14 protein-coding genes and 1 riboswitch are annotated in these 14,603 nt (G+C 68.1%); of the genes, 4 read left to right on the plus strand and 10 right to left on the minus strand.

Going from position 1 to position 14,603, the window contains the following annotated elements; genetic code table 11:
* Window positions 1-48: 48 nt before the first annotated feature.
* The 5 genes from AB4Y68_RS09495 to gcvT all read right to left on the minus strand — a co-directional run bounded on the left by AB4Y68_RS09495 (window position 49) and on the right by gcvT (window position 5,389).
* Entirely contained in the window at window positions 49-462 is a 414-nt protein-coding gene (locus tag AB4Y68_RS09495) for a hypothetical protein (protein ID WP_441455333.1), read from the minus strand.
* A 229-nt stretch (window positions 463-691) separates the two neighbouring features.
* Complete coding sequence (gcvPB, locus tag AB4Y68_RS09500) at window positions 692-2,269, minus strand: aminomethyl-transferring glycine dehydrogenase subunit GcvPB (RefSeq protein WP_441455334.1); 1,578 nt, start codon at window positions 2,267-2,269, stop codon at window positions 692-694.
* Between the two features lie 15 nt (window positions 2,270-2,284).
* Complete coding sequence (gcvPA, locus tag AB4Y68_RS09505; protein ID WP_441455336.1) at window positions 2,285-3,631, minus strand: aminomethyl-transferring glycine dehydrogenase subunit GcvPA; 1,347 nt, start codon at window positions 3,629-3,631, stop codon at window positions 2,285-2,287.
* Between the two features lie 116 nt (window positions 3,632-3,747).
* Window positions 3,748-4,113, minus strand: a complete 366-nt coding sequence (gene gcvH, locus AB4Y68_RS09510) for a glycine cleavage system protein GcvH (protein ID WP_441455613.1) — start codon at window positions 4,111-4,113, stop codon at window positions 3,748-3,750.
* Between the two features lie 160 nt (window positions 4,114-4,273).
* A complete protein-coding gene (gene gcvT, locus AB4Y68_RS09515; protein WP_441455337.1) occupies window positions 4,274-5,389 on the minus strand; it encodes a glycine cleavage system aminomethyltransferase GcvT in 1,116 nt (371 codons plus the stop codon).
* 143 nt (window positions 5,390-5,532) lie between these two features.
* Window positions 5,533-5,631, minus strand: a riboswitch (glycine riboswitch).
* Window positions 5,632-5,745: 114 nt separating this feature from the next.
* On the opposite strand from gcvT, the gene AB4Y68_RS09520 reads away from it, so the two are divergent.
* Window positions 5,746-6,714: a class 1 fructose-bisphosphatase gene (locus AB4Y68_RS09520; RefSeq protein WP_441455339.1), complete on the plus strand. Its 969-nt coding sequence runs from the start codon at window positions 5,746-5,748 to the stop codon at window positions 6,712-6,714.
* Window positions 6,715-6,899: 185 nt separating this feature from the next.
* Here AB4Y68_RS09520 and AB4Y68_RS09525 read toward each other — a convergent pair whose 3' ends face one another.
* The 3 genes from AB4Y68_RS09525 to AB4Y68_RS09535 all read right to left on the minus strand — a co-directional run bounded on the left by AB4Y68_RS09525 (window position 6,900) and on the right by AB4Y68_RS09535 (window position 10,662).
* Entirely contained in the window at window positions 6,900-7,910 is a 1,011-nt protein-coding gene (locus tag AB4Y68_RS09525) for an adenosine deaminase (RefSeq protein WP_441455340.1), read from the minus strand.
* A 284-nt stretch (window positions 7,911-8,194) separates the two neighbouring features.
* A complete protein-coding gene (gene argS, locus AB4Y68_RS09530) occupies window positions 8,195-9,997 on the minus strand; it encodes an arginine--tRNA ligase (RefSeq protein ID WP_441455341.1) in 1,803 nt (600 codons plus the stop codon).
* Window positions 9,997-10,662, minus strand: coding sequence for a Tat pathway signal sequence domain protein (locus AB4Y68_RS09535; protein WP_441455342.1), 666 nt, complete (start codon window positions 10,660-10,662; stop codon window positions 9,997-9,999). Before AB4Y68_RS09535 ends, argS begins: the two co-directional genes overlap by 1 nt.
* A gap of 148 nt (window positions 10,663-10,810) precedes the next feature.
* Between AB4Y68_RS09535 and ispH the strand changes: the two genes are divergently transcribed.
* The gene (gene ispH / locus AB4Y68_RS09540; RefSeq protein WP_441455343.1) at window positions 10,811-11,806 is read left to right on the plus strand and encodes a 4-hydroxy-3-methylbut-2-enyl diphosphate reductase; all 996 of its coding nucleotides are present in this window, start codon (window positions 10,811-10,813) and stop codon (window positions 11,804-11,806) included.
* A gap of 142 nt (window positions 11,807-11,948) precedes the next feature.
* Here the strand turns inward: ispH and AB4Y68_RS09545 are convergent, their stop codons facing one another.
* The gene (locus AB4Y68_RS09545; protein WP_441455344.1) at window positions 11,949-12,515 is read right to left on the minus strand and encodes a DUF3035 domain-containing protein; all 567 of its coding nucleotides are present in this window, start codon (window positions 12,513-12,515) and stop codon (window positions 11,949-11,951) included.
* Window positions 12,516-12,583: 68 nt separating this feature from the next.
* A complete protein-coding gene (gene lspA, locus AB4Y68_RS09550) occupies window positions 12,584-13,111 on the minus strand; it encodes a signal peptidase II (RefSeq protein ID WP_441455346.1) in 528 nt (175 codons plus the stop codon).
* Window positions 13,112-13,230: 119 nt separating this feature from the next.
* On the opposite strand from lspA, the gene AB4Y68_RS09555 reads away from it, so the two are divergent.
* Both AB4Y68_RS09555 and AB4Y68_RS09560 read left to right on the plus strand, forming a co-directional pair.
* Window positions 13,231-14,100 carry a TIGR01459 family HAD-type hydrolase gene (locus AB4Y68_RS09555; protein WP_441455347.1) on the plus strand — a complete coding sequence of 290 codons (870 nt, stop codon included), beginning with the start codon at window positions 13,231-13,233 and terminating at the stop codon, window positions 14,098-14,100.
* A 38-nt stretch (window positions 14,101-14,138) separates the two neighbouring features.
* Window positions 14,139-14,600, plus strand: a complete 462-nt coding sequence (locus AB4Y68_RS09560; RefSeq protein ID WP_441455348.1) for a MaoC family dehydratase — start codon at window positions 14,139-14,141, stop codon at window positions 14,598-14,600.
* Window positions 14,601-14,603 lie beyond the last annotated feature (3 nt).

The following is a 14,603-nucleotide window of genomic DNA, read 5'->3' on the forward strand; positions in this document are numbered from 1 at the left end:
GGTTACGGCGGTGTTCACGTTACCGTGTGCGGTGAAATGAGGCTTTTTTTAGCGGAACAGCTTGCGGAATGAGCGGCGGACGCGCTTGCGGGCCCGGATCAACTGGCGGGACGGGCGTTTGCGCAGCACCACCTTTTCGGCGCGGAGGGCCTGTTGCCAGAAAACTGGGGCGATCTCCGGGTTCTTCCGCATCAGGCGGCGGAAGGGATAGACCCATTTCGGCCGGGCGTGCTGGGCGCGGATGAACTGCCGCTTGGCCCACCACGAATTGCGCAGCAGCAGAATCAGGCCGAGCGCGATGACGGGCACGCCGCCGGGGCCGGGCAGGGGAGCGATCAGAATGCCCAGGCCGATGATCAGTATGCCCAGCGACATCATCCCCAGCCGCTTCGCACGACGCAGCAGTCCGGGCCTCTGGCGAGGCCGGCTGTGGGCGCGGAAGGAAATCAGGGCCAGGGTCACGGGCGCCACGGGCTAGGGGGAGGAGGGCAGGCGAACAACGCCTCCTCGCGCCGGCAGGCGTCCTCCCGATGGAGGTCGCACCGACCGCAGCGACGCTGTCACACTCTCCTAGACACGTGTGACAAGGCTGAACCGTGGCGTGCGAATGACGCTTTCGTAAGAGGGGTCGAAAAGCAAAACGCCGTGTCTCGAAAGACACGGCGCTCTACTTCAGGTCTCGATCGGGCGTTTATTCGGCGGCGATGTTGGAGCCTTCCGGGGCCGACCAGCGCAGGCGCGGCGAGCGCGCGGCGCGGGTCTCGTCCAGACGCCGCAGGGGCGCATGGAAGGGCGCGCCCTTGAAGCGATCCACGTCGCCGGCTTTCGCCGCCTCGGCCAGCAGACGCATGGCGTGGATGAAGCGATCCAGCTCGGCCTTGGACTCAGTTTCCGTCGGCTCGATCAGCATCGCGCCATGCACCACCAGCGGGAAGTACATGGTCATCGGGTGGAAGCCCTCGTCGATCATCGCCTTGGCGAAGTCGAGCGTGGTGATGTCCGTGCCCTTCAGCCATTCGTCGTCGAACAGGGCCTCGTGCATGCAGGGGCCTTCGGGGAAGGCAACGCTCATTAGGTCCGACAGGCGGGCCTTGATGTAGTTGGCGTTCAGGACGGCGTCCTCGGCCACCTGACGCAGGCCGTCAGAGCCGTGGCTCATCATGTAGGACAGGGCGCGCACATACATGCCCATCTGCCCCTGGAAGGCGCACAGACGGCCGAAGGCCTGGGCCGCCTCGTCTTCCTCGCGCTCGACCAGCTTGTAGCAGTCGCCCGTGTTCACGACCCACGGAGCGGGCGCGAAGGGGGCCAGGGCTTCCGACAGCACGACCGGGCCCGCGCCCGGGCCGCCGCCGCCGTGCGGCGTCGAGAAGGTCTTGTGCAGGTTGATGTGCATGGCGTCGACGCCCAGGTCGCCGGGGCGGACCCGGCCGACGATGGCGTTGAAGTTGGCGCCGTCGCAATAGAAGTAGGCGCCCGCCTCGTGCGTCAGGCGGCTGATCTCCAGGATGTCGCGTTCAAACAGGCCGCAGGTGTTCGGGTTGGTGACCATGATGGCCGCCACGTCCGGACCCAGCTTGGCGGCCAGATCGGCCACGTCCACGCGACCGTCGTCGGTCTGGGCGACTTCGACGACGGAGTAACCGACGAAGGCGGCGGTGGCCGGGTTGGTGCCGTGGGCCGAGGTTGGGACCAGAACCTTGCGGCGCTGCTCATGCTCGCCCTTGGCCTCATGGGCGGCGCGGATGGCCATCAGGCCGCACAGTTCGCCGTGCGCGCCGGCCTTGGGCGACAGGGCCACCGCGGGCATGCCCGTCAGCGTCTTCAGCCAGTGGGCCAACTGGTCCATCAGCTCCAGCGCGCCCTGAACCGTCGATTGCGGCTGCAGAGGGTGGATGTCCGAGAAGCCCGGCAGACGCGCCATCTTCTCGTTCAGGCGCGGGTTGTGCTTCATCGTGCACGAGCCAAGCGGATAGATGGCCAGGTCGATGGCGTGGTTCTTCTGGCTCAGGCGCACATAGTGGCGCATGGCCTCGGGCTCGGACAGGCCGGGCAGACCGATCGGGTCCTTGCGGACCAGGTCGCCCAGGTCCGAACCGTCCGTGGCGGGCTTGGGCAGATCGACGCCGGTCTTGCCCCAACCTTCGCCCTCGAAGATCAGCGGCTCGTCCTGCAGCAGGCCGCGCCCGCCCGTCAGGGTTGCGGGCTTGTAGGCGGCGTCAGAGGCGTTCGGGGCGGTCGGACGGCCGACAGTGTTCATCGTGCTCATGGTTCCAAACTCCCTTTAGGCGGCCAGGACCTTGGCGAGCGAACCCGCCAGAATCGTGATGTCGGCGTCCAGGGTGGTCTCGGTCGCGGCGACCAGCAGGACGTTGTCGAGGCCCGCTTCCGGGGCCAGACGGCTGTAGGGCACGCCAGCCAGGATGTGATGGTCGGCCAGGGTCTGGACCACTTCAGCGGCGTTCTTGGGCAGCTTGACGGCGAACTCGTTGAAGAAGCGCGGGGTCAGGATTTCGACGCCGGGAATGGCGGCGAGCGCGTCGCGCGTGGCGACGGCCTTCTCGTGGTTGAGCAGGGCCATCTGGCGCAGGCCCGTCTCGCCCAGCAGGCTCATGTGGATGGTGAAGGCCAGGCAGCACAGGCCCGAGTTGGTGCAGATGTTCGACGTGGCCTTGTCGCGGCGGATGTGCTGCTCGCGCGTCGACAGGGTCAGGACGAAGCCGCGACGGCCGTCGGCGTCGACGGTCTCGCCGCAGTAGCGGCCGGGCGTCTGGCGCAGCAGCTTCTCGCGGGTGGCGAACAGGCCGATGTAGGGGCCGCCGAAGTTCAGGGCGTTGCCGATCGACTGGCCTTCGGCCGCGACGATGTCGGCGCCCATTTCGCCAGGGGATTTGAGCAGGCCCATCGACACGGCTTCCGTGACCACGACGATCAGCAGGGCGCCGGCGGCGTGGGCGGCCTCGGCGATCTTGGTCACGTCGGTGGCGGTGCCGAAGACGTTGGGGGTCTGGACGACGACGCAGGCCGTATCAGCGCCGATCTGGGCGATCACGGCGTCTTCGGCGTCGACGGCGGCGCTCAGGACCTGGGTCTCGACGCCGACGGCGTGAACCACGGTCTCGGTCGCCTTGACGTAGTGGGGGTGCACCCCGCCTGAGATCACCGCCTTATTGCGACGGGTCACGCGGGTGGCCATCAGCACGCCTTCGGCCATGGCGGTCGAGCCGTCATAGAGGGAGGCGTTGGCGACTTCCATCCCGGTCAGGTTCGCGACCTGGGTCTGGAACTCGTACAGGTACTGCAGCGTGCCTTGAGCAATTTCCGGCTGGTAGGGGGTGTAGCTGGTCAGGAATTCCGACCGCTGGATCACGTGATCGACCGTGGCTGGGACGTGGTGCTTGTAGGCGCCGGCGCCGCAGAAGAAGGGAACGGTCGAGGCCGTGGCGTTCTTGCCCGCCATGGCCGAGAGGGCGCGTTCGACCTCCAGCTCGCCCGCCACGCGGGGCAGGTCGACAAAGCCGTCGCGGCGCGCGGCCTGCGGCACGTCGATGAACAGGTCGTCGATGGATTTGGCGCCGATAGCGGCCAGCATGGCCTCACGGTCGTCGGGCGTCAGGGGGAGGTAGCGCATCGGGGGTCCTCGGCGGCATCCCGGAGGTCGCGGAAGGCGACGTCCGGGAGCGCTTCAAGCGGCGGGAAATCCGGCGATCCGGACCGGCGCGCCGCGCCGTCCGGGGACGACGGGTCTTACTGGGTGGCGAGGAAGGCGTCGTAGGCGGCCTGATCCATCAGGGCTTCGACCTGCGAAGCGTCCGAAATCCTGATCTTGGCGAACCAGCCTTCGCCTTCGGGATCGGCGTTGACGGTTTCCGGGGCCGAGGCCAGGGCGGCGTTGCCCTCGACCACTTCGCCCGAGACGGGGGCGTAGACGTCCGAGGCGGCCTTGACGCTTTCGACCACGGCGAAGCTGTCGCCCTGGTTGAAGCTCTTGCCGGCTTCCGGCGTCTCGACGAACACCACGTCGCCCAGGGCGTCAGCAGCGTGCTTGGAGATGCCGACTGTGGCGACGTCGCCCTCGAGGCGAACCCACTCGTGATCCTTGGTGAAGCGCATTTCGATCTTCCTCATGCGGCCGAAGCAGCCTGTTTAACTCGTCATCCTCGGCCTTGTGCCGAGGATCCAGACCCCCAGCTTGGGAAGTCGTGATCCGACGGCGGGCGTCGGTGTTTCTGGATCCTCGGGACAGGCCCGAGAATGACGGAATGAGAGGGCGTTAGGCCTTCGGCTTCCGATAGTAGCGGGTCGCCACGAAGGGGGTGGCGACGACTTCGGCGGCGGCGGGTTTGCCGCGCACGATGACTTTCAGGTCCGTTCCCAGCGCGGCGAAGGCCGGCGGGACGTAGCCCATGGCGATGTTGCGGCCCAGGGTCGGCGAGGGGCCGCCCGAGGTGATGACGCCGATCACGTTTCCATCGGCGTCGGCGATCTCGGCACCTTCACGGGCCGGGGCGCCTTCCTTGACGATCAGGGCGATGCGGACGCGCGACGGGCCGTCGGCCAGTTCCTTGAGGATGCGCTTGGCGCCATTGAAGTCGGCGGCTTCCTTGCGCGACTTGGACAGGGCGAAGGTCAGCGCGGCCTCGACCGGGCTGGTCGCGGCGTCGACGTCGTGGCCGTGCAGCGGCAGGCCGGCTTCGAGGCGCAGGGAGTCGCGGGCGCCCAGGCCGATCGGCTTCACGCGGGCGTCGGACAGCAGCAGGTTCCAGATACGCTCGGCGTCGGCGTTCGGCACGGAAATCTCATAACCGTCCTCGCCGGTGTAGCCCGAGCGCGAGACGAAGCAGTCGACGCCGAACAGCATCAGGCGGGCCGAATCCATGAAGCCCATCTCGGCCAGGACCGGCTCGTGCGCGGCCATGACCTCGGCGGCTTCCGGCCCCTGGATGGCCATCAGGGCGCGGTCGTCGAGGACCGTCAGCTTGGCGTCGCCGGCCAGGTTGGCGTTCAAGAAGGCGAAGTCGGCGTCCTTGTTGCCGGCGTTGACCACGACATAGAGGCCGTCATGGTCGGGCTTGCCGGCCATCAGGTCGTCCATGATGCCGCCCTCGGCGTTCAGCAGCAGGGAATACTTCTGCTTGCCGGCCTTCAGGATTTCATAGTCGCCGGGGACGAAGCGCTGGAACTGGGTGATGGCGTCGGCGCCGGTGAGCTTGGCCTGACCCATGTGCGAGACGTCGAACAGGCCGGCGTGTTCGCGGGTCCAGCGATGCTCGGCCAGCACGCCCTCGTACTGGACCGGCATGTCATAGCCGCTGAAGCCGACCATGCGGGCGCCCAGCGCGCGGTGCGCGGCGTTGAGAGGGGTGGTCTTCAGGGCCTGGTCGCTCATGGCGCACTCCGGGTCGCGGGTTGCGGCGATAGCTTCGCCGTCGTCGCGCCCCCGCTGTCCTGAAGCCTGAGAGATTCCGACCGCCCCCGATCGAGGTCGGCCTTGCTCCGTCGGCGCGCCATACGGCGACTTTCCAGCGTCCGTGCGCTTTCGCGGTCCTTTTGCCTGAGCGTTTCCGGGGCGGTTGCGCCTTCGGCTCCGACAGCCGTTTCACGACCGCCGATCTCTCCCGCGAGAGCGTGCGACCTAAGGCCCCGACTCCGGCGCGAAGTCAAGCGGCGCCGGGCTTGCCGCGAACGATCCGAAGGGCCATGAGGAGCGCAAACGCCGCCCTCGCGACAGGATTGAAGGACGCCATGACCGCCCGCACCGACCTCGCCGCCCACCTTGCGTCTCTCGATCTGCCGCAGGGCCTGACCGAGACCCTGACGGTCGCCGCCGCCGCCTGCGTCGAAATCCGCAAGGTGGTGTCGGGCGGGGCCCTGGTCGGCGCCCTGGGCGCATCCGGCGCGGTCAACGTGCAGGACGAGGAGCAGAAGAAGCTCGACGTCATCGCCAACGACGTCCTGACCCACGCCCTGCTGGCCTGCCCGGTCGTGGCGGGGGTGGCGTCCGAGGAAATGGACACGGTCCAGCCGGCGACGAACCCGGCGGGCGAGTATCTGGTTCTGTTCGACCCGCTGGACGGCTCGTCCAACATCGACATCAACGCCCCCGTCGGCACCATCGTCTCGGTGCTGAAGTCGCCGTCGGCCCAGCCGACCGAGGCCGACTTCCTGCAGCCGGGCCGCCAGCAGGCCGCGGCCCTTTATTGCCTCTACGGCGGCCAGACCATGCTGGTGCTGACCACGGGCCAGGGCGTGGCGGGCTTCACCCTGTCGCACGACGGCCAGTGGCTGATGACGCATGGAGCGATCACGGTGCCTGCGGACACCAAGGAGTTCGCCATCAACATGTCGAACCAGCGCCACTGGGCCGAAAGCGTGCAACGCTATATCGCCGGCTGTCTGGCCGGCGCCGACGGTCCCCGGGGCAAGAATTTCAACATGCGCTGGGTCGCCGCCATGGTGGCCGACGTCCACCGCATCCTGATGCGCGGCGGGGTGTTCCTGTATCCGTGGGATGCGCGCGAGCCGAACAAGCCGGGCAAGCTGCGTCTGATGTACGAGGGCAATCCGATGGCCTTCCTGATCGAACAGGCGGGCGGCAAGGCGACGACGGACGGCGTGCAGGCCATTCTGGACGTGACCCCGACCGCCCTGCACCAGCGCATCCCCGTGGCCCTGGGCTCGGCCAACGAAGTCGATCAGATCGCGGCGGCCTGAATCGGGGGGCTGCCGCTCTCTTAAGCCGTCATCCTCGGGCTTGACCCGAGGATCGGGCTGTCCGCCCGCAAGCCGTCGCTGGATCGGCGCGGCAGACGATCCATCACGCGCCAGCTTGCCACGACGCTGGATCCTCGGGTCAAGCCCGAGGATGACGGCAGGAGAGGGGAGACGGGCGACGAGGTTCAGTGCGTCGCCGCGTAGGCGTCCACTTCGGCGAGCCGCGCCGCCTTGTCGGCCTCGGGCAGGAAGCTGCCCTCGAAGCTGTTCTTGGCAAGCAGCACGACCTGCTCCCGCGTCAGGCCCACGGCCTTCGCCAGCTGGATGTAGTTGGCGTTCACATAGCCGCCAAAATAGGAGGGGTCGTCCGAGTTCAGGGTGACGTGCAGGCCGCGGCGAAGCATCTCGGGGACGGGGTGGTCCTTCAGGTCCTTGACCACGCGCAGCTTCAGGTTCGACAGCGGGCAGACCGTCAGCGTCATCTGGGACGCAGCCAGGCGTTCGATCAGGGCCTCGTCCTCCATCGAGCGGTTGCCGTGGTCCATGCGGTCGATGTGCAGCAGGTCCAGGGCCTCGTGCACATAGGCGGGCGGGCCTTCCTCGCCGGCGTGGGCGCACAGCTTCAGGCCCAGGTCGCGGGCGGCGGCGAAGACGCGCTGGAACTTGGCCGGCGGATGGCCGACCTCGGACGAATCCAGCCCGACGCCGATGAAGTGGTGCAGATAGGGCTTGGCGGCCTCCAGCGTGGCGAAAGCTTCGTCCTCGCTCAGGTGGCGCAGGAAGCTGAGGATCAGGCCGCTGGTCACGCCCAACTCGGCCTTGGCTCGGTCCATGCCCGCGATCAGGCCCTCGACCACCACGCCGAAGGGCACGCCCCGGTCGGTGTGGGTCTGGGGATCGAAGAAGATCTCGGCGTGGCGGACGTTGTCGGCGGCGGCGCGCTGGAAATAGGCGAAGGCTAGGTCCTCGAAGTCCTGACGCGTCAGCAGCACGGCGGCGCCCGCGTAATAGATGTCGAGGAAGTCTTGAAGGTTGGAGAAGTCATAGGCCGCACGCACGGCCTCGACGCTGTCATAGGGAATGGCGACGCCGTTGCGCTGCGCCAGTTCGAACATCAGTTCGGGCTCCAGCGAGCCTTCGATGTGCAGGTGCAGTTCGGCCTTGGGCAGGCCGGCGATGAAGGCGTCGAGGGACATGGGGGGAGGCTCCGTAGCTTGGCCTGAAGTCTAGCGGTCAGGGTTCCCCGCGTCAGCCGTGGATTTTCTAGGCGCGTCATCCTCGGGCTTGTCCCGAGGATCCATAAACGCGACGTTTGAAGTCGAAACTCAGCACAGAAACGCTTTAGCGTCTGGATCCTCGGGACAAGCCCGAGGATGACGGAGAAATAGGCAAGGGCGCGCGGCGGCTAATGCCGACTGAAAGCGTCGACCCTCATCCGGCCCTTCGGGCCACCTTCTCCCATCGGGAGAAGGAAGTTGTCTTACATCCGCTCCGGCGTCTCGATGCCCAGCAGTTCCAGCGCCTGTTCGAGCTGGTGCAGGCTGGCGGCGGCGAGGGCCAGGCGCGAGCCCTTGGTGGCGGCGTCGGGCGCGACCAGGATCGGGCAGGCGGCGTAGAATTTCGAGAAACTCTGCGCCAGCCGATAGGCGTGCTCGGCGATCAGGTTGGGCGAACGCTTGTCATAGGCGTCGGCCGTGGCCGCGTCGAAGGCGTCCAGCGTCAGGGCCAGGTCGCGCTCGGCCGGTTCGTTGATGGCGATGGCGGCGGTCGCGACGCCCTGATCGGCCGCCTTGCGCAGCAGGGATTTCACCCGCACGGCCTGATACAGCAGATAGGGGCCGGTCTTGCCCTCGAAGCTCATGAAGCGGTCGAGGTCGAAGACGTAGGAGGTGGTGCGGTTGTTCGACAGGTCAGCGAACTTCAGCGCCGCCACCGCCACCTTGCGGGCGATGTCCTCGAACTCGGCTTCCGGCAGGTCGTCGCCGAGTTTGGCCTCGTGCAGACGCTCGCGCGCCTTGTCGGTGGCCATGGTGATCAGGTCGTGCAGCTTCAGCACCCCGCCCGCGCGGGTCTTGAACGGCTTGCCGTCGGCGCCGTTCATGGTGCCGAAGCCGAGGTGCTCCAGCGACTTCTCGGGGGCGTAGCCGGCCAGATAGGCGGCGCGGAAGACCTGTTCGAAATGCTCGGCCTGACGCTCGTCGACGACGTAGAGGATCAGGTCGGGATCGATGGATTTGCGGCGGTCGAGGATCGTGGCCAGATCGGTCGTGCCGTACATGGCCGAGCCTTCCGACGAAACCACCAGCAGGGGCGGCGGGCTGGCGGCCTCGATGACCGAACCGTCGGCCAGCTTCTTCTTGCGGGTCTCGCCGGGCCTGGCGACGTGAACCACCTGGGCGCCGTCGTCCTCGACCAGCAGGCCGGTCTCCTTCAGGTGCGCCAGCATTTCGGGCATCAGGGGATCGGCGTCGCTCTCGCCGTTCCACAGGTCGAAGGTGACGTCGAGCGCGCCGAACTCACGCTCCAGCGCGGTGCGGCTGACGGCGACGAAATGAGCCCACAGCGCGCGGTAGCCCGGACGGCCGCCCTGCAGTTCGGCCGTCGCTTTGCGGGCGCGGTCGCGGAAGGCGGGGTCTTCCTTGGCCTTGGCGGCGGCCTGCGGATAGAGGCGCTCAAGGTCTTCCAGCGTGACCGGGCTGTCGGGGGGGAAGGGACCGTCGCCGTCGGCCATGAAGGCGTCGGCCAGATGCTCGTCGCCGCAAGCGGTGATCAGCAGGCCCATTTGGAAGCCCCAGTCGCCGAAGTGGGCGTCGCCCCAGACGATGTCGCCGCGGAAGCGGAACAGGCGCTTCAGGCTCTCGCCGATGATCGACGAGCGCAGGTGGCCGACGTGCATCGGCTTGGCCACGTTGGGGCCGGCGTAGTCGATGACGACCTTGCGCGCGGGCGTGTTCAGCGAGGCGCCGGCTAGGGTCATGTCGGCGGCGACCTCGGCGGCGCGCTGCGCCAGGGCGGCGTTGGAGAGCTTCAGGTTGATGAAGCCGGGACCGGCGACTTCGACCGACGACAGGCGCGGGTCGGCGGCCAGGCGCTCGGCGACCTTGGCGGCCAGCTCACGCGGATTGGCCTTCAGCGCCTTGGCGGCGGCAAGCGCGCCGTTCGACTGGAAGTCGGCCAGATCGGGACGGTCGGAGGCGACGACGCGGGCGAGAGCGGCGTCCACGCCTTCGGCGGCGAAGGCGGCGGCTACCGCTTCGCCCAGGGAGGTTCTGAGATCGGTCATTAGTCGTTCGGTTGGGTCTGGCCGGCGGTGACGCGGAAGCGGCTGCCCGAGCGGTTGAACTCGGCCATTTCGGGCGTGACGTCGAAGCCGATCAGGACCTCGAAGTTGTTGCCGCTGGTGGTGGCGTCGGCGCGGGGGATGACGATGGACTCGGCCTTCTGGATCGAGGCGGTCTGCTGCCCGTCGAAATTGACCGGCAGGTCGAAATATTCCTTGGCCAGGACGGCCGTGTTCCGCTCGGTCACCGCCACCCAATAGCGATAGGTGCGGGTGTCGCCGCTGGCTTGCGGTCCCTTGCCGAGGTTGAACAGGATGTTGAAGTCCAGACGGATCGGATCGGCGCCGCGATAGGCGCAGTCGGCCGAGACGCCTTCGATCTCGCCCGTGAAGCCGACGCCCGCGGCCGAGGGGCGGTTGAAGTCGGCCAGCTCGACATAGCGGGCCGCGTCGTAGAGCACCTTCACATAGGGGCAGGGGCCGGCGTTGGCGCGGCGGTTCAACGGGGCGATGCGCACCTCGCGCGAGCGCTGCGACGTGCCCTGATCCGGCGACTGGCTGCCGCTTTTCTGGCCGCCTTGGCGGCCGCGAGACTGGGCCTCGGCGGATTGGGGAATCAGCGCGGCCGCGAGGGAGAGGGCGGCGAGGGCGGTCAGGACGCGACGCATCAGGAGCTTTCCGGCAGTCGAAAGGGGCGCGGGACGATCGGGCGTCCGACCAGGCCACGCTCGGTGGTGATAGCGGCTAAAGCGAGGCGCGGCAAACGCGACCATGCAGCCGGTGGCGGGAAGGCGCGCGAGCGACTAGGTTCCAGCCATGAACGCGCCCGTCTTGTCCTCAGTCTCGTCCTCTGGCTCGCCCTCCGCCCTTGAGCGCCGCCCCCTGAGCGTGCGCCTCGCCACGCCGCGCGGCTTCTGCGCCGGGGTGGACCGGGCGATCCAGATCGTGGAGCGCGCCATCGAGAAATTCGGCACCCCCGTCTATGTCCGCCACGAGATCGTCCACAACCGCCATGTCGTCGAACGGCTGAAGGGCATGGGGGCGGTCTTCGTCAAGGAACTGGACGAATGCCCCGACGACCGGCCGGTCGTCTTCTCGGCGCACGGGGTGCCCAAGTCGGTCCCCGCCACGGCGCGGTCGCGCGAACTTCTGTTCCTCGACGCCACCTGCCCCCTGGTGTCCAAGGTCCATGTCGAGGCCGAGCGCCATCACGCGGCGGGCCGGCACATCATCCTGATCGGCCACGCGGGCCACCCCGAGGTCGTCGGCACCATGGGCCAGTTGCCGCCCGGCGCCATCAGCCTGGTCGAGACGGCGGCGGACGCGGAGACCTTCCAGCGCCCCGGCGACCAGCCTCTGGCCTACGCCACCCAGACCACCCTGTCGGTGGACGACACCGCCGACATTCTGGCGGCGCTGAAGCGGCGCTTCCCGGAACTGCCGGACCCGCACAAGGAAGACATCTGCTACGCCACCACCAACCGGCAGGAAGCGGTCAAGCGCCTGGGCGAGGGCTGCCAGCTGGTGCTGGTGGTCGGCTCCAAGAACTCGTCCAACTCGGCCCGTCTGGTCGATGTGGCTCTGAAGGCGGGGGCCGGCGACGCGCGGCTGGTCGATGACGCGCGCGATGTGGACTGGTCGTGGTTCGACGGCGTGACGACCGTCGGCGTGACCGCCGGGGCCTCGGCGCCCGAGCCGCTGATCGAGGCCCTGATCGAGGCCATCCGCGGACGCTTCGACGCGACCGTGACCGAGGACGACGGCGAGCGCGAGACCGTCTCGTTCAAACTGCCGCGCGTCCTGACGGCCTGACGGCGGGTCGCCCCCTCCGTCTCGTCGGCTTCGCCGCCGCGCCACCTCCCCATGAAATGGGGAGGAAAGAAGATGCGCTAACGAAAAAGGGCGCGTCCGCCGAAACGAACGCGCCCCTTGATCTCTTGGCCATTCGGCCTTCTTACAGGCCCGGCAGCTTGAAGCCGCGATCCTTGCGCGGGGCGATGGTGATGCCCTGTTGCGCGCCGGTCAGGGCTTGAAGCCGCGCGTGTTCGGAGTTGGCGTCGATGGTCACGGCGCCCTGGGTAGTCTGGCTGACGGTCGGCGCCTGGGTGGCCGGATCATTCTTGCGCCAGAACATGACGCGGTTGGCCCAGCCCTCTTCCTTGTGGGCCAGGTCGCCGAACTCGTCGTCGACGACATAGCGGGCCAGGGGGTCGGCGCGGTCGGCGCCGGCCTGAGCGGCCAGGGCCTGTTCGCCGCCGGTGCGGGTCACGGCCTGGCGCTGACCCAGCAGGATCTGACGGGCGGCGCTTTCGGGGGCCAGTTCCTGCGGACGCGGCTGGCCCGGCGAGGGCGGGGTCAGGCCGTATTCCGGCGGCACCGACAGGGGCGCGCTGGCGACGGTGACGAACTCGTCCGGCACGACCTTGGTCAGGCCGATGCTCTGTTTCATGCTCGAACAGGCGGTCAGGCTGAGGGCGGTGGTGGCGAAAAGGGCCACGGTGAAGGCGCTACGGATACGCATAGGGTCAGCTCGGCTCCGGGAGGCGCGCCCAATGGCGCTGGCTCGGGACGATAGTGAAGAGGGGGTGATTACGACTTTTCGTTGGCCGCGCCAACCGTCGGACGACGTTCTGACAGGAAGCTGTCGAGGATCAGCAGGACGACGCCGACCGTAATGCCGCTGTCGGCGACGTTGAAGATCCACGGAAACAGGCCCGTTCCCGAGAAGTCGAGGAAGTCCACGACCCCGCCGAAGCGGATGCGGTCGAAGACGTTGCCCAGGGCGCCGCCCATGACCAGACCGATGGCCGCGACCAGCAGCCGCCGATCCGCGCGCGTCGCCCACCAGGCCAGGACGGCTGCGACCAGGACGGAGAAGGCGCTGAGGATCCAGCGCCCGGCGCCGCCGCCGAACAGGCCGAAGCTGACGCCCGTGTTCAGCACATAGGTCAGGTTGAAGACCGGCGGCGCGACCTCGGCGATGCGATAGCCGTCGCGGATCTGCGAGATGTGCGAGGCGTCGATCACGCCCAGGACCCAAGCCTTGGTCAACTGGTCCAGGACGATGACGGCCAGGGCGATGCCGTAGGCGGCGTAGGCGATGCGAGGTATTTTCATGCTGAAAGCCGGTTAGCAGGAAGAGAGGCGAGGGCGAAGAGGGAAAGCGACCACGCCCCATGGCGGGGAGGGGGCGCTTGCGGCCTTTCCCCCGGCGTCCCGGCGGCTATAACCGGCCTATGACCCTGCCTCACGCCCTGCCTCGCCTGTCCGCCGTCGCCGACGATTATGACATCCTGCTGTGCGACGTCTGGGGCGTGATCCACAATGGCCGCGAGAGCTGGCCCACGGCCTGCACGGCCCTGACCAAGTTCAACGAAAAGGGCGGCCATGTCGTCCTGATCTCCAACTCGCCGCGGCCGTCGTCGGACGTTGTTGCGCAACTGGACGCCTTGGGCGTGCCGCGCGACAGCTGGAAGGCCTTCGTCACCTCGGGCGACGCCACCCGCGCCGAACTGACCCGCCGCGCGCCCGGCCCCGCCTGGATCATCGGCCCGGACCGCGACTTCGTGCTGTATGAGGGCCTGAACCTCGAGAGCGCTCACGACGCCACGGACGCCGCCTTCATCTCCGTCACCGGTCCCTACGACGATGCGAACGAGACGCCTGAGGATTACCGTGAACGGCTGGTCCCCGCGGTCGCGCGCGATCTGGAGATGATCTGCGCCAACCCCGATCGCATCGTCCAGCGCGGCGACCAGATCATCTATTGCGGCGGCGCGATCGCCGATCTTTACGAATCGATGGGCGGGCGGGTGGTCATGGCCGGCAAGCCGTTCGGCCCGATCTACGAACTGGCGCTGCGGGAAGCGCAGGCGCTGATGGGTCGCCCTGTCGACCGCTCGCGCGTCCTGTGCATCGGCGACGGCGTGGTGACGGACGTTCTGGGCGCCGCCGAGCAGGCACTGGACTGCCTGTTCATCGCCCAGGGCATCCACGGCGACGCCGCCAAGGCGGCGGATGGCACGCTGGATCCGGCCCGCGCGGCCGAGTTGCTCCGGGCCGAGACGACCTTCGCCCGCTACGCCGCGCTCGAACTGGCGTGGTGAGGCTCGCCATTTCGTCACACCTGCCGTAAAGCCCGGCTATGGTCGAATACGTCACACAGCACCCGTCGGGCGGTTACATCCTCGATGAACTCCACGTCGGCATGGCCGCAGAGAAGACGGTCCACGTCACCGAGGACCGAATTCGCCTGTTCGCCGAGGCGTCGGACGACTTCAATCCGGTGCATCTGGACGAGGCCTTCGCGGCCAAGACCGCCTATCGCGGCCGCATCGCTCACGGCCTGCTCAGCGCCGCCTTTGGCTCGGCCGTGGTCGGCACCATCCTGCCGGGCGCGGGGGCGATCTATATCTCCCAGACCCTGGCCTTCCATTTCCCGGTGCGGATCGACGACACGGTGCGCATCGTCATCACGGTGATGGAGGTCGAGCAGGAAAGCGCGCGCGCCACGCTGAAATGCGAAGGCTTTGTCGAGGACAAGCTGATCATGGACGGCGTCGCCGTCGTCCGCGTCCCCCGGCGTCGCAAGCCCGCCAAGGGCTGAAGC

Origin of the sequence: Brevundimonas sp. 2YAF1 (assembly GCF_052114745.1) — a bacterium.
In the GTDB taxonomy this organism is placed as follows: Bacteria; Pseudomonadota; Alphaproteobacteria; order Caulobacterales; family Caulobacteraceae; genus Brevundimonas.